The organism is Methanoculleus horonobensis (assembly GCF_001602375.1).
GTDB lineage: Archaea > Halobacteriota > Methanomicrobia > Methanomicrobiales > Methanoculleaceae > Methanoculleus > Methanoculleus horonobensis.
The window spans coordinates 130079-148037 of record NZ_BCNY01000011.1 but is presented as its reverse complement, the minus strand read 5'-3'; the positions used below and the strand labels follow the sequence as shown (position 1 = coordinate 148037).

The following is a 17959-nucleotide window of genomic DNA, read 5'->3' as shown; positions in this document are numbered from 1 at the left end:
ACTCGCACATCCCGTCCCCCCGTCTGGTTTATTCGTCGCGGAGCGGGTTTACGATCTCAAGTTCGCAGATCCCGGAAAAATCACTCTCGTTTCGGGTGACGAGTGCGCATTCATGGGTGAGAGCAGTGGCTGCAATGACCGCATCGGGGAGTTTCATCCCGCACGTCCGGCGCAGGTGAACGGCGCGATCGGCAATTGTGTCAGTCAGTGGATATACTTCCGCCGAGCGGATAAAGTCCTGCGCCAGTGCGTATCCTTCCGGAGTATGCTTTTTCCACCCGAGAAACTCGATCTTCGTGATGATCGAGATTCGGAACGAAGAAGTGAGCATGTCTTCGATCTCATTCACGTTTTCCGGCTGAACAGCATCTGCAAGATAGTAGATGAGAATGTTTGTATCGAGCAGGTACCGCTTCATGTCCGGTTCCACTCGTCTCGCAGGTTTCGAACCTCGGCCTCCAGGTCGAGATCCAGGTCGCGGTATATGCCCCTGTATCTTGCGGGCTCGGCAACCCCGATCGGTTTGTCTGCAACTTTTTCGGCGGTCAGACTCTCCCAGAGATCGATGGGCACGATAACGTCGGTCTTCCTCCCTTCCGCATCGCAGATGTATTGCACTCCCATGCCGCACACTCCAGAATATGCGTATGTGGGCGCTCCAGGCAGATTATACTTATCCAGCTCCGGTCGGGTCGCAGTGCACCCCACAGAATCGCGTCATTATCTTTTCCGGTGACGGATAGCGTAAACGGTCGCCCCGGAACGATTATCCCGTAAGGTGCGCTATCTCTCTCGCGAGGATCATGGAAGATATCCCGCTCCGGAGATTCAGTCCCGGGGACTTAGAGGACGTGAGCCGGCTTGTTGCCGAGACGATAGAGGTCTCGTATGCGAAGAGCTACCCGCGGGAAGCGATAGACTACTTTCTCGATTACCATACCGTGGAGCAGATCTCAGCGGACGCCGACCGGGGCTGCACCTTCGTCATCGAGCCTGCCGATCGGATCGTCGGCACCGGCACCCTGCTCGGCACGACGATCAAGCGGGTCTTCGTCCACCCTTCCCGCCAGCGCCGGGGATACGGCGCCCTGCTGATGCATGCGCTGGAGCGGGAGGCGCTCCGCTGCGGGATACGAAAAGTCGATCTCTCCGCCTCGCTGCCGTCGAAGCGGTTCTACGACGGGCTTGGCTACACGACGGAGTGCGAGGAGTATATCCCCGTCGGGAACGGGAGAAGGCTGGACTACTACGTGATGGTGAAAGCCCTGGACGAAGGCCGGTAGGGCGCCCCTTCACGTTATTGGTCGCCCGGCGGTTCTGCATTGCTCGTTTTATCTCGGGCAAGGTACCTGTCGATATGCAAGAACTTCCGGTGCAGGAGCCGGTGGACGATAAGGGCGGTAAACGCGAGACCTGAATTGTCGTGCATGACAACCCACCGGCTGCGGGGGATGTTGAGAAAAATTAGATTTGCAGGAATTATTCTCATCTACTATTCTTCACAACGGTTTTCTCATCACATAATATGTATTCCCAAACTCATCCGGGTATTTCTCAAAGATTTTGGTCTGCCGTTTCAACCCCTCGATTACCATCAGGGCGACCTCATCATCTGCATATTCCTCTTCGAGTTCTCCAAACTTCTCCCTCAGTTTACCGTAGAAACTTTCTTCCCATACTCGTGAAGGGAGCCTGAAGGATCCAACCAGCTCAAGCCCGGCATTCCGGATGATCTCAGATCCTTTCTCTTCGATCATCATTGCCGGATGGAATTCGGCGAAGAATTCCCGTGCCTCATCAGAGGGGGTCTCCGTAAACCAGAATATATCCGAGATCATCATGTATCCCCCCTGTTTCAGAAGTTTTTTCCAGTACCTGACGGCATTCTCGATGCCTATGATGGATGAACATCCTTCAGCCCATATAATGTCGAAAGACTCCTCTCCAAAGGGAAGATCGTCCATAGATGCACAGACCGTCTTGACTCTCCCGGAGAAACCTTCGGCTGCAATTTTTTCATCCACCGCATCGAGGAAAGGCTGGTGTATATCTGTCGCGATTATCCTGCAGGACGGGCACAGGCGGGCAAGGGCCATCGTCTGTACACCCTTCCCGCAACCAACATCAAGGATCTCACCACCTCCTCCAGGTGGTTCTCGGATGATTGAAAATGCCTTTTCCGTGTGCTCATCATCCCCGGCCCCCTGCCGGGGAAACGATTCAAAAATCTTAAAAACTGGATGGGTTTCCATATATCATCCTGATTTCAGGATTGTATTTAGTTTGTGGTCGTCTCTGTCATTTTCAAGGTGCCCGGCGGCGGTAGAGAGTCTGGCGTTACATTGCTCAACGCTATTCGCCCGAATCCGATCCCGCCGTATCCGGCGCCGGAACCGAATAAAAAATCATATCTGAACCCGTGCCGAAGTACATCGATCTACCGCCGATCACAGGCGCCCGGACACTGTCATGACCACAAGATCCCCGTTCCCCGGCTTTATTCTGGCTCTCACGCTCTTTGGTATCGTCACGCTCGCGATCCTCTTCGCCGGATGCGCCGCCGCGGCCGATCCCGGCCCCGTCCGGATCGGCGTCCTGCTGCCCGCGAACGGATCGCTCGCCACCCACTCCCTCGACGGGCTCGCCTGGGCGGTGAACGAGATGAACCGTCACGGCGGTCTTGACGGACGCGCCATCGAGGTCGTCTACCGGGACACGAGCGCCGGCGACATCTCCGCGTACGCGGAGGAACTGGCCGGGCGCGACGATATCGAGGTCGTCATCGGCCCCGCGACGAGCGCGGAACTCGGAGAGATCGCTCCGATCGTCACCGGGCAGGGCAAACTCCTCATCTCCCCGAGCGTCACCACGGGACTCGTCACCGCCGGATTCAAGGAGAAGAACCTCTTCTGGAGAACCTGCCCCGCCGACGGCCGGCAGGTCGAGGCAATCTTCCGGGCCCTCCGGGAGGACGGCGTCGGAAACATCTCGCTCGTCACCGCGAACACGACATACGGGGAGACGTTCGCACGGCTTGCCCCGGCGGCGGCCGCGATGAACGGGATCCGGATCGCCGGCTCGTCCTCGATCGACAACTCGAGCGACTTCGCCGCGGTTGCCGCCCGGATCGGGGAAGAAGAGCCCGATACGGTCGTTGCCGCCCTGTACCCCGAGGACGCGGTCAGGCTCTCCGATGCACTCGCCGCGACGGGCTCGCCCACCGGCCTCTTCCTGACCGATGCCTGCCGCTCGCCCTACCTGCTCGCGAACCTCGGCGAACGGGCGGAGGGCATCCGGGGCACCTCGCTCTCCCCCGACCCCTCGACCGGCTACGCGGTCGCCTACGAGGAGATCTTCGGCGAAGCGCCGCCGCCGTTTGCCGCACAGACCTACGACGCCCTCCTCCTTGCCGTCTACACCGCGGCGCGGCAGGAGGCGGTTCCGGCCGAGACGCCCGCCGAGTCCCTCCGGTGGGTCGTCTCCGGCGACGGCACCGTCAAAGGCTGGGATCCGCAGGAGGCGGTCGAGGCCGCGGCGATGATCCGGGCGGGCGCCCACCCGTCCGTCACCGGCGCCTCCGGCCCTCTCCGGTTCTCCGAGACGCCCTCCGCCGGGCCGCTCGTCGGCTACTATGCCCACTGGACGGTCGAAGGCGGGATCTTCTGCGAGAGCACCCCCGTCCCCTCCGCGGACGTAACGGCGGCCCTCCCCGGCCTCTCCTACGACCCGGCGGCCGCTACCGGCGCCGGGCCGGTCGTCTGGATGGTCTACCCGCTGGTGAAGGGCGACCGATCGTATGCCGACTCCGCGTATCGCGGCCTCTTCCGAGCGAAGGAGGCGTTCGAACTCACCAAACGCGAGTTCTCCTACGACGACCTCGCGCTCCTCGACGCCGTCTTCGCGGAGCAGAACTTCACCGAGAAGCCCGACCTCGTGATCACCGAGGGGTTCCAGTTCACCGACGCCTCCCGGGAGTGGGCCGAGAAGCACCCCGATATCCGGTTCTTCACCCTCGAGCAGGCCGACTTCGGTCTCCCGAACGCCTGCGACGTCGTGATGGTGCCGTTCGGCGCCTCGTACCTCGCGGGCGTGATGGCGGCGGATCTGAGCGAGACCGGGCGGATCGGCGCGATTGCCGGTGCGCCGGTCGCGGTCACCGACCCGTTCGTCGAGGGGTTCCGGGCGGGGGCGAAGGCACGCGATCCTGACGTGAACGTCACGGTTCGTTACGTCGGCGAGAGTTTCGAGGGGTTCGGGATGCCGGAGCGTGCGGGTGACCTCGCCCGCGGCCTCCGTAGCGACGGCGTCGACGTCATCCTGATGATCGCGGGCTCCGGAAACACCGGGATCGTGGATGCCGCCCGGGAGACCGGCGACGTCTACCTCATCGGCGAGGACACCGACCAGTCCTACCTCGCGCCGAACCTCGTCGCCGCGTCGGTGGTAAAAAAGATCGACACGATCGTCTGTCACGCGGTGGAGAACGAGGTCGACGGCACGTTCACGCCGGGAAGGGAGGTCTGGACGCTCGAAGACGGTGGCACCGGGCTGTTCGTCTCGCCGGGGTTCGACGAGCGGTACGCGCGGCTCCCCGTCGAGTGGCGGGAGCGGGCGATCGCCGCGGAGAAGGAGTACCTGAAGACGGCGGTGCTCTGAGCGCGAATATGGTGGACTGATATGTCCGGAAGTCGATACCTTCGGGCTGCACCGCGGGTGCACGGGACGGCGTGATCAATACGACCTGGCAGGATTTTGCAATAACCGGCATCACGATACTCTTCGCGGTCATGCTCCTGCCGCAGCTCCGCGACGTGTTGTCGCGCGGCGCCGTGCTGAACTTCTTCTCGGCGCTCTTCACGAGCCTCCTCGGCTACAGCATGGCGCTGGTCTTCGCCACCCTCGGGCTCTGGATCTCGATGGTCGGCCAGGGGCTCGTCGCGACCGTGTGGATGCTGCTCGCGTGTTTTTCGCTGCGGAACGTGCGTAACCGCATGTTCCCCGACGAGTCGCTCGCATCCGTCGCCCTGGACTTCTTTACGGTCTGGGTGCAGGGCGTGGCCTTCACCGTTGCCGGGAGCGTGAAGGGACTCTTCTCTCGGATCAGCCGGGAGTGACCGGCTCCGGAAGGGATAACTCCTCGCGGGGCGAGAGCGTGATATGGAGCGAACCACGCCCGGGGCCGGCCGGTGCACGGCAGGGTCGCCGGCGAGAGCGGACAGAACACCTCTCCTCGAAGAGATCGCCGTGTTCGTCCGCGAGCATGGAGATATCCTTGCCCGCTACCACCGCTACTCGATGGACGATCTCAAGCGTATCGAGCAGGAGTGCTGGAGGCTGCACGACGAGGCATGCAGCAGGGGCGCCTGCGGGAGTGCCGGGGAACTCGTGGAACTCGAGTACCTCATCGGCCGGGCAAAGGAGATGAAGGCGAAGAGGATGGAGGGGGAGCGGGGCCCGGGTTGAACCGGCGCCCTTCAATTGGTCATCAGCGCGAGGATCCCCCGCAGGATCTCGATCGGTTCGGGCGGGTTGCCCGGGATCTTCAGGTCGACGGGGAGGACGGCATCGACCCCGCCGAGAACCGCGTAGGTCTCCCGGTAGATCCCGCCGTCGCATGCGTCGTCGCCGACCGCGACGACATACTTCGGGGCGGGCATCGCCTCGTAGGTCTTCTTCACCGCAACCTCCATGTTCCGCGTCACGGCGCCCGTGACGAGGAGGAGATCCGCGTGGCGGGGCGACGCGACGAACGAGACGCCGAACCGCTCCAGATCGTAATGCGGCGACGAGAGGAGGTTGATCTCGATCTCGGTCGCGTTGTCGCTCCCGGAATCGAGCTCGCGGATGGCGAGGCTCCGCCTCATCCGGGCGTCGACGGCTCTCTTCAGGTTCCTTCCGACCGCCTCGAACTCCGGATCGCGGAGAGGGATCTCTTCGGTCGGCTTTTTACAGATGATGTTTTTTAGTATCGGCAGCATTCTCGTCACCTCAGAGATCCGTCCCCGCGTAGGAGAGGTCGAGACTCTTGTTGATCACCGGGAAGTCCGCCACGATGTTGCCCATCACCGCGTGCTGGATCGCCTGCCAGTTGCAGAAGGACGCCGTCCTGACCGAGTAGCGGTCGATCCTGCCCTCCTTTATCCGGACATGGTGGACGCTCTGCCCGCGGGCGGACTCGACCATTGCCCGGGCATACCCGTCCGGCACGCGGCCCGTCTCCGCCGTCGCCGGGCCGTCCGGCAGGCGTTCGAGGCATGCCCGGATCGTCGCGAGCGAGTCCATCACCTCGGACGCCCGGAGGCTGAACCGGGCGAGCACGTCCCCGCCCGTGAGCATCCGCACCGGTATGGCGAGGCCGGCGTAGGCGCCGTAGGGGTGGTCGCGGCGGACGTCGCGGACTGAGCCCGAGGCACGTGCGGCGGGACCGGTGATGTGGAGCGGGCGGATGAACCGCGGCTCGATGACCCCGGTCGTCGCAAACCGGTCGATGACCGTCGGCGAGGCGAGGACGACCCGGAGCGACTCCCGGAACCGCTCCTCCGCACCGGGCAGGAAGTAGGATAGCGCCCGGAGCCGGTCGTCTGATGGGTCCACGCTCACGCCGCCGATCCTGACGGCGCCCCGCATGAACCGCGACCCGGTCAGGTCGCGGTTGAGGCGGAAGATCTCTTCGCGGAGCACCGTGAACCGGCTCGCGCCCACGGGGTAGGCGACGTCCACGAGCATCCCGGCCAGGCTCCCGAGATGGGAGTGGATCCGCTCGAGTTCGGCGTAGATCGTCCTGAGATATTCCGCACGGTCGGGGACGGCGATACCCGCGATCCGTTCGACCGCAAGAGAGAACCCGAGGGCGTTCGCGACGCTCTCGTCGCCGCTGACCGCTTCCGCGACGGCGACGCACTCGTCCGGCATCTTTCCCTCGGCAAGTTTCTCGATCCCCCGGTGCTTGTAGAACATCCGCACCTCGAGGTTCACGACGGTCTCCCCGACCGCGCTGAACCTGAAGTGGCCCGGCTCGATGATCCCGGCGTGCACCGGCCCGACCGGGATCTGGTACACGCCCTTCCCCTCGACCGGCATGAATTGATACTCCTCCTCCGGCGGGATGACCGTCCTCGGCGAGAACGGCCTGTTCTGAACCGACTTCTTCATCGGGTGGAACCCCTCCGGGTAACACTCGTGGAGGACGAGCCTCCGCCGGTCGAACGCATCCGGGAAGTCGATCCCGAAGAGGTCGCGGATCTTTCGTTCGTACCACGACGCCGACGAGAAGACGGAGTCCACCGACGGGGCAGTTTCGCCGTCGAGGGTGCAGACGATCGTGAGGGTTCCCGGGACGCCCGCCTTCTCCATGCAGTAGAGCAGGCCGGCCGTTCCCTCCCGGTCGAACCCCTCGACGCAGGTGAGGTCGGCGAGTTCGAAGCCCTGTTCCGCGGCCGTCCGGCAGACCCCGACGACGTCGGCGGGCGCGACCCGGACGAGAACCTCTCCCGGCCGGATCTCTTCGGGGACGGTGCCGTGGGCGAGCGTCCCGGCCTCGGCAACCATCGCTCCTTCTGTCACGTCAGACACCTCCGAACCCGAGTTCGGCGACGATATCGGTTATCACCGAGACCTCCGCCGCCGGGAACCAGAGGCCCTGGACGGCGATGATGACGATGAGCAGGACAAACGAGAGGCGCATCCCGAGCGGAACGGCGTACCTGCTCGGTCTCGGGGTGCTCTCAGTCGATCCGGCCGAGAACTCGCGGATCAGGAACCGTGCCATCCCCGCGACCGCGACCAGGATCAAAAGCAGCGTCGCCGCAAGGAGCCAGGGGGAGACGGTCGCCACCTGGACGAGCAGGAAGAACTTGGTGAAGAAGATGGGGAACGGCGGCACCCCGGCGATGGCAAGGGTGCCGATGATCACGCCCCAGGCCGCCGAGGGCTGCAGGTCGAAGACGTCGACGATCCGGTCGTCCGCCCCCGGGTCGTGGCTCCGGTACTGCCGGTGAAGGATCCCGGCCGAGAGGAAGAGCGACGCCTTCGTGAGCGAGTGCGCGAGCATGTGGACGACCACCCAGAAGATCGCGAGAGGCGATGCGACGGCGATCCCGATGAGGAGGAGACCCATGTTCTCGATGCTCGAGAACGCGATCAGTTTCTTCAGGTTCGTCTGGTAGAGCATCGCGAAGGCCGCGATCCCGACCGAGAGGAGACCTGCTGCCATCAGGAGCAGGGAGACCTTCTCCGCGAACGCCGTCTGGTGGACGAGAGCGAAGATCCTGATGATCCCGTAGATCCCGACGTTCAGGAGGACGCCCGAGAGGACGGCGCTCACGGCCGACGGGGCCTTGGAGTGGGCCTCGGGAAGCCAGGTGTGGAACGGGAAGACACCCGATTTCGCGGCGAACCCGATGAAGAGGAGGACGAACGCGGCAAAGAGCAGCGTCGGCGGCAGCGCGGAGGCGTGCTCCATCAGCGTCGTCCAGGCAAGCGTCCCCTCGCCGAGGACGCTCCGTGCCGCCTCGAAGAGGAAGATGATGCCGGTGAACGAGAAGAGCATCGCGGCGGAGGCGATGAAGATGTACTTCAGTGCGGCGTCGATGTTCTCCCGCGCAGCCAGGATCGCCACGAGCAGGGCGGAGAAGACCGTCGTCAGTTCGGCGAAGATCCAGAAGACCCCGAGATTGTTCGCAAAGAACGCGAGGGTGACGAAGGTCTGGAGGAGTGCAAGGCCGCTGTAGAAGAGCCTGAGATTGTTCGGGTTGAGTTCGCCCGTCTCCATCAGCCGCTCGGTGTATCCTCCCGCATAGAGGCTTGCGAAGAAGAAGACGATGCCGGAGACGGCGGCGAGGAACACCCCCAGGTGATCCGCGAAGAAGATCCCGGTTCCCGGGCCGAGATCGGCCGCGGGCAGGTGGACGGTCATGATGAGGACGCCTGTTGCGGCGAGGGCCGCGGCGCTCTGGGCGGCGGCGAGGAAGTGCAGGACGCGGCGGGACGGGATCAGCACGAACCCGACGATCGCCACAAGCGCGATGAGCAGGTAGGCCAGGATCATGGCGCATCCTCCCGTGTACTCCAGAGCGAGTTCCAGAGCGAGTATTGCCGTATCTTCTCTTCGTAGGTTTCAATCGTCGAATCGATGCCGACGGTGAGGATTGTCGTCAGGAGTACCAGGATGATGAGGTCGATCATGATCATGACGTCCATGATGAACGGGAGTTCGGTGACGCAGATGCCGAAGATGAGGACGCCGTTCTCCATCGAGAGGTAGCCGAGCACCTTGGTGATCGCCTTCGTTCTCGAGAAGAGGACGAGCATCCCCATCAGCATCAGCGATATGCCGACGACCGCGCCGAAGAAGAACAGCGGTTCGGCGTCCGCGTAGACCGGCGAGAGGATGTTGCCGAGCGAGAGGTAGACGCCGACGATCAGCGCTATCGAGACCATGATCGAGCTTGCCGGCGACAGGTACCGGAACTCCAGGTCGCGGCGGATGCTGATCCGTTCCTGGATCTCCCCGATGAAGTACGGGATGACGAGCACCTTGCTCGCGACCGTGAGGACGGCTATCCAGAGGAGAACCGTGTGTCCTTCCGCGAAGAAGATGGCCACCGCGAGCGCCGCAAGGAGGAGCGACTGCATCCGGTAGGTCTGGAGCAGGAAGGGGAGCGACCGGGCCGAGATCAGGAAGACGGCCGTGATGACGATTGCGACGAAGATGAACCGGACGATGCCGTCGACGAAGGGAGTTTCTATCATGCAAACACCTCAATGAAGATCGTGAGTACCGAGAAGAAGTAGGCGATGATGAAGAGGTTCGGGAGGGAGAAGAACCGCATCTTGGCTATCGACGACTCAAAGAGGCCGAGGATCACCGAGACGACCGATCCTTTCACCACGAAGAGGGCCATGGCGAAGAGAACGCCCGCCACCGAGAGTTCGGTCACGAGCCCGAACGGCATCAGCACCGAGACCATGATGGCGATGAGGAGCGTCTGCTTGATGGCGCCGGCGTATTCCAGCAGGGCGAGGTTTCTTCCCGACTGTTCGAGAACCATGCCCTCGTGCACCATCGTCAGTTCGAGGTGGGTCTCGGGGTTGTCGACCGGAATCCGGCCGGTCTCGACGACCAGGATGATGAAGAGCGAGATCCCGATGAGGAGCATCGTCGCGGATGCCGGGAAGAGCATTCCCGCGGTGTTCCGCCCGATCTCAAGGAAGTTCAGCGACCGGGCCACGACGGCGAGCGCCGCCATGACGACGATGGAGGTCGGTTCGATGACGGCTGCAAGACTCATATCCCGCGAGGAACTCATTCCCCCGAAGGTGCTCCCGGCGTCGAGGCCGGAGAGCGCCGTGAAGAACCGGGCCAGTCCCAGCAGGTAGAGGAAGAGGATGACGTTCCCGAACCCGCTCACCGGTTCGGGGATGTAGAGCAGAGGCACGAAGAGCGCCGCGACGACGGCCATGCTCAGGCAGACGCACGGCGTGGCCCGCATGACCCACGAGGAGACCGGGGAGTAGATCGTCTCCTTCCTCGCGAGTTTGGCGAGGTTGTAGTATGTTTGCAGGAGACGCGGTCCGCGCCGACCCTGTGCCCGGGCCTTCACTATCTTGATCAGGCTCATGAAGAGCGGCGAGACCAGGAGGACGAACCCGATGTTCAGCAGTGCGAAGACGACGAAGGAGCCGTTCATATGAACCACCCCAGCCCGAGCACCAGGACGACGATGATGACGAAGGTGTAGAGCATGTAGGTGTCCAGGGTTCCCGCGTGGAATCGCTGGACGCGCGAAGAGACGGCGAGGGCTCCCCGGGCGATCGGGAGGTAGAGGTACTCCTCGAAGAACTTGATGAGCGAGATCTCGATCCGGGCTCCCGCCACGATCGCCCGGTCGGGGTCGAGCCAGGTCTTCTCGATCTTCTTCTCCTTCCGGTATATCGGGGAGAATATGGTGACCACGGGTTCAGCGTACCCCGTCTCCGTAAACTCCATCCGGCTGTTCTGGGAGAGGATGCCGCATCCCCAGGTCTCCGAGACCCGGGTCTTTGGGGCGTTCCTCGTCATCGCGAGGAAGACGACGGCGAGGGTGGCGGCCATCAGCGTGCCGACGACCAGCATGTCGGGCAGGGGGAGGTCGTAGCCGAGGGCGGAGAAGATCTGGAACGAGCCGACACCCGCAACAATGCAGAGGCCGGCCAGGATCGCGGGGCCGAGGAGCATCGGGCTGCACGGTTCCTCTGCCTCCGCGGCGCTGGCCGACCGGGGATGGGCGAGGAAGGCGATCCCGAAGACCTTGACGAAACAGGCCGCCGTCAGGGCTCCCGTCAGGGAGAGGAGCGAGAGGGTGGAGATGAGGAGAACCTTCGCGAGCGGGTCGACGGCCTGGAGGCCGAAGAAGAACGACTCGAAGAGCATCAGTTCGCTGACGAACCCGTTCAGCGGCGGGAACGCGGCGATGGCGACGGCCCCGGTGCAGAAGAGGCCTGCGGTGAGCGGCATCCGGTGGACGAGCCCCCCCATCTCCTCCACGTTCCGGGTGTGGGTGGCGGCGACGACCGATCCCGCCGTCATGAAGAGGAGGCTCTTGAAGAGGGCGTGGTTGAAGGAGTGGAAGAGGGCTGCAAGGAGGCTGAGCGTCGAGAGCGCCGGCATCCCGAGGTCGGTGAAGATCACGGCAAGACCGATCCCGCTGAAGATGATCCCGATGTTCTCGATGCTGTGGTTGGCGAGGAGACATTTGATATCGGTCTCTTTGTACGCGTAGATGATCCCGAGGATTGCGCTCGCGGTGCCGAAGAGGAGGATGACGGCGCCTATGGCGAAATCGAGCGTGAATATATCGAGGACTGCCCGCACAAGCCCGTAGACGGCGACCTTCAGCATCACGCCCGACATCAGGGCGGAGATGTTCGAGGGGCTGGCCGGGTGGGCGTACGGAAGCCATTTGTGGAACGGGACGATGCCCGCCTTGACCGAGAAGCCGACAAAGAGGCAGAGGAACGCCGCGATGGCTGCGGGGGAGGCGACCGGCGCCGCCGGGACGAGGGCGAACGTGCCTGTCTCGCTATAAAGGAGGATGAACCCGATGAAGAGGAAGACCGTGGAGACCTGGGACATCACCGCGTAGAAGAGGCCCGCCCGCCCGACGCCTTCGTCTTCAACGTCGTACAGGACGAGGAAGAGCGACGCAATCGCCATCATCTCCCAGAAGACGAGGAACTGAACCGTGGTTCCGGCCAGGATCACCATCCCCATCGAGAGGATGAAGAGGTTCATCTGGGAGACGAGGAGGTTCCTGCGGGTCGGACGGTTGCAGTGTTCCACGTAGCCGAAGGAGTATACCGCATCGGCGATCCCGACGACGCCCAGGATGAGGAGGAAGAGGGCCGAGAGCCGGTCGAGCACGATGGTGAAGTCGATCCCGGGGAGCATCTGCCAGAGCGTCGCGGTGACGGTCGTGGCGTGGAAGAGCACCGGGAGTGCGGCTCCCGTGAGTAAGGCCGACCCGAGCAGGGTCGCCGTGAGCGAGGCGGTGCGGACCGGCGTGTCCTCCCGCCGGATGAGGAGGGGGAGGATCGTGCCGAGGAGGAGCAGGGAGAAGCCGGCGGCCAGGAGGGAGAGAATCACTCTGATCGCATCCGCTGGTCTTCTCCGGCCTGTGCACCCGGGTCCCGCCTCATGGGCGTGACCCCGAGTGCGTCCATCTCCCCGGTATGGAAGATGAACCGCTCACGGATCGTCTTCGGGAGTTCCCGCCCGGAGACGGGGGAGAAGCCGAAGGACGCGTAGAAGGTGATGAGCCCGGTCTGGGAATGCAGGTACAGGATGTCCCGTTCGCCGCATTCGCGGACGAGAAGATCCATCAGCTGCCGGTCGATTCCCTGATCCCGGTACTCCGGAAGGACGGAGAGCCGGTCCACCTCGCAGCCGTCGGGGTGCCTGCGGCATCGGACGGCGCCGAGGAGGCATCCGCCGTTCAGGGCTCCGAAGATCCGGTCGCTGCCCGGATGCGCTCTCCGGTCGCGGTAGTGGCTCCAGACCTCTTCTTCGACGTGCGGGAATTCGTGGGGGAAGAGTTCGCGAACCACGAGGGAACCTTCGACCCCGGCGGCCGGCTGCAGTGCAGCCGGCTTGAGGAATCTTCTCCTCAGGCCTCCGGAAGTCCGGGAGTCCTCGGCAGCGATACTCTCGAGTGTGAGGAGAGATCTGTCCTCATCGTAAGAACGGTTGGTGTACTCTGGTATTTCGGGGATCATAGGTGTAGTTGACCTCGCAAGGCTTTGCTATAGAATGGGATCCGTAGAGGCTCACGGCCTGCAAGCCGGGTAGCACGGTGCCGGGTCGAGGATCTGCGGAGCGCCGGTGGGCGGATGCGTGCTGGAAATGCCTTCCAATTTCAATTCGACAACAGTAGGGGTGCGATCGGGGTTACATCTCAGGTTTATCACCGGCGTTCGTCTTCGCTTAGTTATGCTCCCTGGTGCTATTTATAGTTATTTCTCGAACGGCGCATTATTCCCGCTCCGTTCCGGATTTGCGTAATTCTCACGCCGTTTATCGACGGATCCTCGTCTCTCTCGGGTGAAATGATTAAACGGCCGGCGCGGTTCGCCGGACCGGGCGCCCGGAGTGTGGCAGGCACCCTCCACCAATATCCTGATGAGGCATTCACGTCTATACTCTCCAGGAAGTGCCGGGATGGACTGTGCGAAGTTCTTTGGGGATGAGGGCATCGACGCCTTCGCCCGGGTCGGGCTTGAGGAACTCCCTGATGCGGACAGGGTATCGGTGCTGCAGTTCCTCCCGGCCGCCCAATCCGTGATCGTCTTCGGAAAAGAAGTCCCCGCCCCGGTGTACCGGATGCCGCCGGGTGAGAAGACCCGGGAGATGCTCCGGATCGCCGAGAGCCTGGACGGCACCGCCCGGCGGCTCGCCGGTCTCCTGGGTGCGGAGGATATCGCGTCCCGCCCCGTCCCGCTCTACCTCCCTGTGCGGGTCGTCGAGGGGAAGGTGCAGGGCGTCGTCCGCCTGAAGAAGATCGCGGCGGCCGCGGGGCTCGGGGAGATCGGCATGAACACCCTCCTCCTCAACCGCCGTTTCGGCCCGCGGCTGCTGCTCTCCGGCGTCGTGGCCGGCCCCGGTGCCCCGGAGTTCGAACGAGAAGACGGGGCCGGCGGCGAGGTTGCGCCGCTCTGCACCGGGTGCGGGGCCTGTCGCCGTGCATGCCCGGAAGGGGCGATCGGCCCGGACGGTCTCGATGCGTTCCGGTGCCGGACGGTGTGTGCATGGGTTTTGCCCCCGGTCGTCCCGGCCGTGAAATGGCTGCTCCGGCGGCGGTTCCTGGTCGGGGGTCTGGCCCCGCTCGCGCCGCTCGTCGCCCGGGCGGCGACGATCCGGTGCAGCCTCTGCGTCACCGGATGCCCGGCGCTCTCGGGAGCGGAGGTTCCTGCAAATACCCCCGGCCGCATCACCGGATAGCGCCGAACCTCATATCTATTGATATCCCGTCAGGCATCCGCCAGAAATCCTCCTCGAAATCGCAAATAGCCGCGAGAGATTTGCGAATCTTTAACCTTTCACGTTTGCAATAGATCCCTGAAGGAATATCTGATATGACAGGCCAGAACGTTCTGATAGCCGCAGTTATTGCGCTGATTGTCGTTGCAGCAGGGGTTATGATCGCATTTGCGCCCGGCGCGACCGAACCGGCCCCCGGCGAGATTGTGCCGGTGCAGAAGGTGCTCACGCAGGATGAGATGGAGGCTCTCGTAGTGGAGATTGCGGGTGAGATCGACGGCGATGCTATGGCGGCGCTCGAGCCCGGAGACGAGAATACCACGGCATTCACTGCCATCCGCGACCGGCTCAACGCGTTCCGGTCTGCAAACCCCGGGATCGTCTACATCTCGACGATGCGTAAGACCGGGAACACCATCGAGGTGGTCGTTGACGCAGACTACGGCACCTTCGGGGCATACGCAATCGGCGGGGGATCCTCTGTTGTCGACCCGGGAGCCCCCTACCTTGCCGGATTCGTGGAGCCCTACACTGAGGTCTACTCCAGCGCCTACGGGTATGCTCCGGTGAGGAATGCAAGCGGCACCGTCGTTGGCATTGTCTGCATCGAACCGGACAGCCCGATCGAGCAGGAGCGGATCGAAGCCCTCGCGGCGGAGATTGCGGGTGAGATCGACGGCGACGCCATGGCGGCGCTCAAGCCCGGCGACGAGAATACCACGGCATTCACCGCCATCCGCGAGCAGCTCGAGGCCTTCCGAACCGCGAACCCCGGGTTCACCTATGTCTATACGATGCGAAAGACCGGGAATACCGTCGAGTACGTCGTGGACGCAGACTACGGCAGCAGCGACGGCGTTGCGATAGGCGACGGCTACATCCCGACGGACCTCGACGCCGGCCTCCTCGCCGGCTTCGAGGAGCCCACCGCCGAGATCTACTCCGTCATTTACGCGTACGCCCCGGTGATGAACGCGAGCGGCTCCAGCGTCGGGATGGCGGGCATCCAGGCGGGTAACCCGATCACGCAGGAGCGGGTTAAAGCCCTCGCGGCGGAGGTTGCGGGTGAGATCGACGGCGACGCCATGGCGGCGCTCGAGCCCGGCGATGAGAATACCACGGCATTCACCGCCATCCGCGACCGGCTCGATGCCTTCCGGGACGAGAATCCCGGGGTCGTCTACGTCTATACGATGCGTAAAGCAGAGAACGCCACCGAGTACGTCGTGGATGCCGACTACGGCAGCGGTTACGCGACCGTGATAGGCGACGTCTACGTGCCTACGGAAGAGGACGTTGCGTTCCTCGCCGGGTTTACGGAACCCTCTGCCGAACCCGCGTTCTATACGGAAGAGTGGGGCAACGAGACCACCACCCTCCTCTCCGGGTATGCCCCGGTCAGAGACGCGAGCGGCGCCGTCGTCGGACTCGTCGGCGTCGATATGGGTTTCGTTCACCAATCATAGAAGATAATCGAGGAGCGGGGTCGCCGGGGCAAAGGGGGAGATACCCCTTCACCGCCCCCGGCCGGTATGGACGCTCCGGATCGCTTTTACCAGACTTCCCGGCCCCCGGCGAAGCGGGCGGTAAAGATCCTGCCCGGATCGTCCGTCTCCTCCACATTGGGGATCTTCACGCCCGCGAGACTCCCGAACCCCGCGGGCACGTAGAGGGTGAAGTCCAGGGGAGCCGCACCGTTCGAGGCGGCCTTCAAGTAGAGAGCGACGGCACGGGGGTCACAGACCGCCTGTTCGACGCTGCCGGTGTACCCGCCGTTGTTCAGGGTCTTGTCGGCGTACCTGAACGCCGTCCCGTAGAGGGAACCGGGACGTCTTGAGAGCGATTTTGGGGGAAAAGGGTAGTGTGGCCGCGGCCGCTTCATCCCAGTCTCAGGAGGATCGATGCCAGGACGAAGAGGAGCAGGCCGTTGATCACGACGATGCCCGCAATGACCATCCCCGGGACGAGGCCCGGCAGCAGCATGCTGGTACCGAACGCGACTGCAACGACGTTCAAGACCGTCAGGGTGACCAGGAGCCGTTTGAGGATCGGCGGGAGAGGGGCCGCTGGTTCGCCGGCACCCTGCAGCATCGGGAGGAACCGTTTTGCAAGGAGTATCACTCCTCCGGCGATGTTCAGGATCGCAAGGAGCTGCCGGATCACGTCGGTCAGGATGCCCGGAACGATGCAGGAGAAGATCCCCATGGCGGCGAATGCGATCCCGATGGTGATCAGGAGCCACGAGCGTTTGTACTGGCCCATCGGGGTCTCGCCCAATGCCAGCATCTGGATGGCCATGATGACGAGCAGCAGGCCGAGCTGGCCGTCCGGGGAGAACGGGATGAGTCCGAGGTTCACCGGGACGAGAAGCAGCCCGAGGAGGATCAGGAGGGCGCCGACCGGGATGACGATCGCGACCGGGAGGGGGAGGGACGCCTCCCGGAACAGGCCGGTGCCGGTGGTTGTCCGGGGATCGTTCGAGATCACGCCGATCCCTCCGGCGGATACAGCCGGTTGGCCTTCTGGATGCACCCGGCGAGGTAGAAGAAGCCGATGCCGTAGACGATGAGGAGAACCGCGGTCACGGAGTCGGTCGTGATCCCGGGCAGGAGCGTGACGAGGCCGAGGGCGATCGAGATCACGTAGACGATGATGCAGGCGATCGTCAGGTGCCGGAGAATCCCCGGGACTTTCAGCCACAGCCGGGCCTTATCTCTGGAGAGGAACAACTGCGCGAGGAGTGCGGCCCCCCCGGCAAAGAGCAGTATTCCGACGAGGATGCGAACCGGCCCGGCCAGCAGCCCGGGGATGAAGCAGGCGGCCATCCCGACGACCGCCGTGCCGACCCCGAGAAGGATGACCGCCCACGAGCGCCGGAGGTCGCCGAACGGGGTCTTCCCCATCGTGATTACCTGGAACGAGACGATCACGAGAAAGAGTCCGTAGGTGCTGTCGGGGGCATACGGCAGTTCTCCCGTCTGAATCCTGAAGAGCAGCAGGCCGAAGAGGGACATGAAGACCCCGAAGACGAGCAGGATGACGACCTCGAGGGAGAGGTCGGACTCTGCTCTTGTAATGGCCCCGGTCTTCTCTCCCGGCTGGCTGGTACGTTCCATGATTGTATCTCCGCGGTTCTATCCGGCAACAGATGGATTAATGGCGTTGATCGAGTAAATGCTCTGATCTGCATCCAGGATATTTATATAGGTATCTATTCCTGCTCCGGTTGAGCCCCTGCCGCATTGAAGGCGGAGCTCGCCGCCGATCTGCGATCGTTATGGCGCTGATGAGAGTCGTTGAAATCGCCGGTCGTTCTAAGTATCGCTCCATTAGATGATTTATTTTCTAAATCGGATGCGGGAGAAGCACGATTCAAAAAGTATATGCTCAATAGGATGATATGCTCCATATTGGAGAACATTATGTTCCGACCACAGGACGATTTTA

19 protein-coding genes are annotated in these 17959 nt (G+C 63.3%); 6 read left to right on the top strand and 13 right to left on the bottom strand.

The window, feature by feature from the left end:
• Positions 1 to 28 precede the first annotated feature (28 nt).
• Both MCUHO_RS02830 and MCUHO_RS02825 read right to left on the bottom strand, forming a co-directional pair.
• Entirely contained in the window at positions 29 to 418 is a 390-nt protein-coding gene (locus tag MCUHO_RS02830) for a type II toxin-antitoxin system VapC family toxin (protein ID WP_084385887.1), read from the bottom strand.
• On the bottom strand, positions 415 to 624 hold the full coding sequence (locus tag MCUHO_RS02825; protein ID WP_067073121.1) for a hypothetical protein: 210 nt from the start codon (positions 622 to 624) through the stop codon (positions 415 to 417). Before MCUHO_RS02825 ends, MCUHO_RS02830 begins: the two co-directional genes overlap by 4 nt.
• Before the next feature lie 179 nt (positions 625 to 803).
• Here MCUHO_RS02825 and MCUHO_RS02820 point away from each other — a divergent pair, with 179 nt between their 5' ends.
• Complete coding sequence (locus tag MCUHO_RS02820) at positions 804 to 1283, top strand: GNAT family N-acetyltransferase (protein WP_067073119.1); 480 nt, start codon at positions 804 to 806, stop codon at positions 1281 to 1283.
• Positions 1284 to 1499: 216 nt separating this feature from the next.
• On the opposite strand, the gene MCUHO_RS02815 is transcribed toward MCUHO_RS02820, so the two are convergent.
• The gene (locus tag MCUHO_RS02815; protein ID WP_067073117.1) at positions 1500 to 2252 is read right to left on the bottom strand and encodes a class I SAM-dependent methyltransferase; all 753 of its coding nucleotides are present in this window, start codon (positions 2250 to 2252) and stop codon (positions 1500 to 1502) included.
• Between the two features lie 217 nt (positions 2253 to 2469).
• On the opposite strand from MCUHO_RS02815, the gene MCUHO_RS02810 reads away from it, so the two are divergent.
• The 3 genes from MCUHO_RS02810 to MCUHO_RS02800 all read left to right on the top strand — a co-directional run bounded on the left by MCUHO_RS02810 (position 2470) and on the right by MCUHO_RS02800 (position 5463).
• Positions 2470 to 4656 carry a BMP family ABC transporter substrate-binding protein gene (locus MCUHO_RS02810; protein ID WP_067073115.1) on the top strand — a complete coding sequence of 729 codons (2187 nt, stop codon included), beginning with the start codon at positions 2470 to 2472 and terminating at the stop codon, positions 4654 to 4656.
• Between the two features lie 71 nt (positions 4657 to 4727).
• The gene (locus MCUHO_RS02805; RefSeq protein WP_067073113.1) at positions 4728 to 5114 is read left to right on the top strand and encodes an ACT domain-containing protein; all 387 of its coding nucleotides are present in this window, start codon (positions 4728 to 4730) and stop codon (positions 5112 to 5114) included.
• Positions 5115 to 5157: 43 nt separating this feature from the next.
• Complete coding sequence (locus tag MCUHO_RS02800) at positions 5158 to 5463, top strand: hypothetical protein (protein ID WP_067073111.1); 306 nt, start codon at positions 5158 to 5160, stop codon at positions 5461 to 5463.
• A gap of 11 nt (positions 5464 to 5474) precedes the next feature.
• Here the strand turns inward: MCUHO_RS02800 and MCUHO_RS02795 are convergent, their stop codons facing one another.
• From MCUHO_RS02795 to MCUHO_RS02765, 7 genes are read right to left on the bottom strand one after another with little or no spacing between them, the layout of a single operon-like run.
• Positions 5475 to 5978 carry an NADH-quinone oxidoreductase subunit B family protein gene (locus MCUHO_RS02795; protein ID WP_067073109.1) on the bottom strand — a complete coding sequence of 168 codons (504 nt, stop codon included), beginning with the start codon at positions 5976 to 5978 and terminating at the stop codon, positions 5475 to 5477.
• Positions 5979 to 5988: 10 nt separating this feature from the next.
• A complete protein-coding gene (locus MCUHO_RS02790; RefSeq protein WP_161485872.1) occupies positions 5989 to 7563 on the bottom strand; it encodes a hydrogenase large subunit in 1575 nt (524 codons plus the stop codon).
• A gap of 1 nt (position 7564) precedes the next feature.
• Positions 7565 to 9046, bottom strand: a complete 1482-nt coding sequence (locus MCUHO_RS02785) for a proton-conducting transporter transmembrane domain-containing protein (RefSeq protein WP_067073106.1) — start codon at positions 9044 to 9046, stop codon at positions 7565 to 7567.
• Positions 9043 to 9750 carry a hydrogenase subunit gene (locus MCUHO_RS02780; protein ID WP_067073104.1) on the bottom strand — a complete coding sequence of 236 codons (708 nt, stop codon included), beginning with the start codon at positions 9748 to 9750 and terminating at the stop codon, positions 9043 to 9045. Before MCUHO_RS02780 ends, MCUHO_RS02785 begins: the two co-directional genes overlap by 4 nt.
• A complete protein-coding gene (locus MCUHO_RS02775) occupies positions 9747 to 10688 on the bottom strand; it encodes a respiratory chain complex I subunit 1 family protein (RefSeq protein ID WP_067073102.1) in 942 nt (313 codons plus the stop codon). The genes MCUHO_RS02780 and MCUHO_RS02775 overlap by 4 nt, the downstream gene beginning before the upstream one ends.
• Positions 10685 to 12622 carry a proton-conducting transporter transmembrane domain-containing protein gene (locus MCUHO_RS02770; RefSeq protein ID WP_067073100.1) on the bottom strand — a complete coding sequence of 646 codons (1938 nt, stop codon included), beginning with the start codon at positions 12620 to 12622 and terminating at the stop codon, positions 10685 to 10687. Before MCUHO_RS02770 ends, MCUHO_RS02775 begins: the two co-directional genes overlap by 4 nt.
• Positions 12619 to 13251 carry a GNAT family N-acetyltransferase gene (locus MCUHO_RS02765; RefSeq protein WP_067073098.1) on the bottom strand — a complete coding sequence of 211 codons (633 nt, stop codon included), beginning with the start codon at positions 13249 to 13251 and terminating at the stop codon, positions 12619 to 12621. The genes MCUHO_RS02770 and MCUHO_RS02765 overlap by 4 nt, the downstream gene beginning before the upstream one ends.
• Before the next feature lie 442 nt (positions 13252 to 13693).
• Here MCUHO_RS02765 and MCUHO_RS12545 point away from each other — a divergent pair, with 442 nt between their 5' ends.
• Both MCUHO_RS12545 and MCUHO_RS02755 read left to right on the top strand, forming a co-directional pair.
• Positions 13694 to 14473, top strand: coding sequence for a 4Fe-4S binding protein (locus MCUHO_RS12545; RefSeq protein WP_067073096.1), 780 nt, complete (start codon positions 13694 to 13696; stop codon positions 14471 to 14473).
• 134 nt (positions 14474 to 14607) lie between these two features.
• Complete coding sequence (locus MCUHO_RS02755) at positions 14608 to 15978, top strand: cache domain-containing protein (RefSeq protein ID WP_067073094.1); 1371 nt, start codon at positions 14608 to 14610, stop codon at positions 15976 to 15978.
• A gap of 86 nt (positions 15979 to 16064) precedes the next feature.
• On the opposite strand, the gene MCUHO_RS02750 is transcribed toward MCUHO_RS02755, so the two are convergent.
• From MCUHO_RS02750 to MCUHO_RS02740, 3 genes are read right to left on the bottom strand one after another with little or no spacing between them, the layout of a single operon-like run.
• Positions 16065 to 16394: a hypothetical protein gene (locus MCUHO_RS02750; RefSeq protein WP_067073091.1), complete on the bottom strand. Its 330-nt coding sequence runs from the start codon at positions 16392 to 16394 to the stop codon at positions 16065 to 16067.
• Positions 16391 to 16999, bottom strand: coding sequence for a hypothetical protein (locus tag MCUHO_RS02745; RefSeq protein ID WP_235808138.1), 609 nt, complete (start codon positions 16997 to 16999; stop codon positions 16391 to 16393). The genes MCUHO_RS02750 and MCUHO_RS02745 overlap by 4 nt, the downstream gene beginning before the upstream one ends.
• Entirely contained in the window at positions 16996 to 17628 is a 633-nt protein-coding gene (locus tag MCUHO_RS02740) for a hypothetical protein (protein ID WP_067073089.1), read from the bottom strand. The genes MCUHO_RS02745 and MCUHO_RS02740 overlap by 4 nt, the downstream gene beginning before the upstream one ends.
• Between the last annotated feature and the right edge of the window lie 331 nt (positions 17629 to 17959).